A 252-nucleotide genomic window follows, 5' to 3' on the forward strand; every position below is an offset into this window, starting at 1 on the left:
CTATCCCAGGATGTCATCCACGCTGAGCTCCAGGTCGGGCAGGGTGGTGGGGCGCACGGTTTCACCCCGGTGGGCGATGTGGAGGTCCTGGTAGCCCTGGGGGGTGGGGTGGCGGTAGATCTCGATGCGTTCTTCCAGCAGGTCCACCAGCCAGGCTTCGGGGATGCCGTGGCGGGCGTAGAGGGGGATTTTGACGGAGCGGTCATAGTCGGCGGAGGTTTCGGCCACCTCCACCACCAGGAGGACGTCCTC

1 protein-coding gene is annotated in these 252 nt (G+C 66.3%); it reads right to left on the reverse strand.

The genetic code is table 11. The features are described 5' to 3' along the window. The coding region (locus CFB18_RS11570) for a Uma2 family endonuclease (protein ID WP_143597597.1) at nt 1–252 on the reverse strand (252 nt) is incomplete at its 5' end.

Origin of the sequence: Thermoflexus hugenholtzii JAD2, assembly GCF_900187885.1 — a bacterium.
Lineage (GTDB): Bacteria > Chloroflexota > Anaerolineae > Thermoflexales > Thermoflexaceae > Thermoflexus > Thermoflexus hugenholtzii.